This is a genomic window from Blautia intestinihominis (genome assembly GCF_040096655.1).
Taxonomy (GTDB): domain Bacteria; phylum Bacillota; class Clostridia; order Lachnospirales; family Lachnospiraceae; genus Blautia_A; species Blautia_A intestinihominis.
The window spans coordinates 1-3,052 of record NZ_JBBMEI010000142.1 but is presented as its reverse complement, the minus strand read 5'-3'; the positions used below and the strand labels follow the sequence as shown (position 1 = coordinate 3,052).

The following is a 3,052-nucleotide window of genomic DNA, read 5'->3' as shown; positions in this document are numbered from 1 at the left end:
CGGCGGTGTGGCTAATACCTTACCGGATGGGATTTCCATCCATTAAATGCTTCACCCTTAGCTGGACGCACTGACATACTTCCACCACTTCAAAATCTATAAGATTTAAGTGGTGGGAGCATATCACTTAAGGAAATGTGTATACTGTCCATGCTTCTTTGTATTTTCACCATATTGAATTGCAAATTTAGGGCAGTGATGTAAGCAAGCTAAGCACATTACGCACTGCTCTTTGGTCCATTCAGGTTTGCGGTCTTTGAGCTTAATGGCGGAAACCGGGCAGTTTTTGGCGCACAAACCACACCCAACGCAGGTGTCTTCAACTGAAAAGTGCTTTGTTTTACGCATCGAATCATATTCGATATGATAGCCTATCTTTGCAATCGGATAAGGCAGCTTATTTTTCATAAAATCACCGACGACCAAATTTTTTATCTGTTCAATGATATGATCGATTTCAAGCTCTGCATAATTATTTATACGCTGAACTCTTTCTTTATTGCTCAAATCAAAAATCGGAGTCCAGGTGTCCGGCATTTTCACGCTGAATTTTGCGGACAATGGCAGACCTTTAGGAGCAAGAATATTATCTGCAAATCTCCCAGTTTGTCCCGGGGTTGTTCCATAGGTTGCAATAAAAAATATATAGTCCGGCTTATGGCTTAAATCTAGTCTTTGTAAAAATTCAATTACGATAACAGGCAATCCCCAAGAGTATGTAGGGCTTACTATACCAAGTGTTTTGCATTTCTCATCAAATGAGAAAATTTGTTTTTTATAGCAATCTGTAATAGAAACGGCAATGTCACCGGTTTCGGCTGCAATCCTTCTGGCAACATATTCGCTGTTTCCGGTTGCTGAAAAATATAAAATCATAATCCATCTCCTTATCCAAGGCCTGCAAATTTAACAAGAAATGTATGTGGAATAAGTTTTGCAAGCAATTGGCAACATTTATAAAATGCTCCGGTAGTGTAAACGGCTCTGCCTTTCCTTGCTGCTTTTAATGATCTCAAAGCAGCAGTCTTTGGGTCGATTGATTGCTCAAGATTAAAAAGGGCGATTTATCAGAAAACCAGCCGCATCTGGTGCCACACAACATTTCCATGGGTGGATTTGTCAGATATACCTTCGTCGGAAAATCCAAATTTTGTATAATACGGGATAAGCTTTTCTTTGCAGGTCAGGACAAGTCCTTTACGGCCCTGCTGCTTTGCATCGTCGATCGCGCGGCGGATCAGTTTGCCGGCGTATCCATGTCTGCGATAATCCGGTAATGTATTAACACCAAAAATCATCTGCCACGCACCATCTTCGTTGTGCATGGCAGCCTTCTCATACATTTCATCCGTCAGGTCCGGCTCATCTGTTACAAAACCGTCTACAAATGCGATCAGCTTTCTATCTTCATACATTAGCCAGAAGTAATTTCCGTAATATTTCACTCTTTCGATGAATTCCTCTTCTGTTGCTGCTTCCGCAGGCGGGAAACATTCTGCCTCAACTGCGGCAATCGCTGTAATATCTTCTGTTGTTGCGTATTTTATTTCCATACTATATTCCTCTCTTGTCTCTTTGAATTCCATCTCAGTTCATCCAGTATAACACGAAAATAACGATATTGCATGTGTGATCTGATCCATGCAATATCGTTAACAATTTTGGGTACCTTTCTTCAGTTTTTTGGCAGTTGGTGGTTTCCTGATATCAGTTTTTACGAAAATAAATCCAGCGTCATCTGTCCGTCAATCCAGCTTATTTGTTTTGCCTCGTGTATGATATCTCCCGGCATGCTTCCGCCAAGCAGAAATGGTGATTTCGGGTCATGTCTTTTCATGTTCTCCCGGACCAGAGCACTATTTACATTCGCATAACAATATCTGCACAAATGCCCGCAGGTATCATATGCTCCAATGTCTACTCCCAGAAGACAGGCACATGTCCCGTTTCTCTGGTTCATCTTCTGCTTTGGCACATCCAGATGTGTATGCAGTGCTTTTTCGTATGTATCTACAGTCATACATCCTGAACAGTCTGCTCCGTAGGCCGCAAGTTCATTTCCTTCTGCACATGGCCGGATTACCATATTGTATTTCTCTGCAATTCTGATAAATTCTTTTCCGATCCTGATTCTGTCGCTGATTGTAACGGCTTTTGCTTCCGAAAAATTCCGTGCTACTTTTTGGTAAATGTCAATGAAACTAATTACGCAAGTGTGGGTATAGCCGGACAAATTCGCTGCCATTTTTTCGAATTCCTGTATATGCCATTCTACGGTATGTGTCTGGTCGATGAGTATTGGATCATAGCGCCATCCGATGCTGTCAATGCCTACAATATTGGACAACTTCTTAAAATCTTCCATTACTGTTTTCTTATCTGGCACATTGGGTTCAATCTCAGTTCCATATGGTGTGATTGTCACAAACCAGTATTGTCCATATGATTGCAATTTGTCCATATGCTTAAGCATTGGTGCCGGATTTTTCGTACAGAATACAAGAAGGTCTACGACCTCCGGCGACAGGCTATATTTCGTTACCTGCAACGGATTATATGGATTGCGGACCAGTACATAGCCTTCCTTTATTCTGTTCATAAACCATTCGGAATAAAACGCCGGGATATCTGTCCGCATGCCTGTTTGTATGATCATGGTATTTGCTGCCTTTCTGCTGTTTCTGCAAATTAAAAATTTTTTATTGTTGTCTGCGTAAAAACACCACGCTCAATACCAGCACAAGGCATTCCACGACCGGCATTACCAGCCACAGGCTGTTTCCGCCAAAGATCAGCGGGAATGTGAGAATGGCAGTGCTGCTCAGGATCACATTTCTGAGTAATGAAATGAAAAGGGAGCTTTTTACGCTTAAGATCGACTGTAAATAGTATGAGGTCAGGAGGTTGATCCCCATTGGGATAAATGCGATAAAATACACTCGCAGCCCTGCCCGGGCGATCTGTGACATTTCTTTGTTATAGATGAGCCGGCAGCATCCCAGTGTTCTGTGGATGAGGTTTTTCTGTTCTCTGTTCGGGTAGATCCTGAATT

The 3,052-nt window shown here is 42.0% G+C and carries 4 protein-coding genes; all 4 read right to left on the bottom strand.

Translation table 11 applies throughout. The features are described from left to right. Positions 1–123: 123 nt before the first annotated feature. Complete coding sequence (locus WMO75_RS19090; protein WP_118699667.1) at positions 124–876, bottom strand: EFR1 family ferrodoxin; 753 nt, start codon at positions 874–876, stop codon at positions 124–126. A gap of 191 nt (positions 877–1,067) precedes the next feature. Next, positions 1,068–1,553: a GNAT family N-acetyltransferase gene (locus tag WMO75_RS19085; RefSeq protein ID WP_118699668.1), complete on the bottom strand. Its 486-nt coding sequence runs from the start codon at positions 1,551–1,553 to the stop codon at positions 1,068–1,070. Positions 1,554–1,714: 161 nt separating this feature from the next. Then, entirely contained in the window at positions 1,715–2,656 is a 942-nt protein-coding gene (locus tag WMO75_RS19080; protein ID WP_118699666.1) for a DUF1848 domain-containing protein, read from the bottom strand. A 43-nt stretch (positions 2,657–2,699) separates the two neighbouring features. After that, on the bottom strand, positions 2,700–3,052 hold a 353-nt coding region (locus WMO75_RS19075; RefSeq protein WP_349078770.1), incomplete at its 5' end, for a helix-turn-helix domain-containing protein.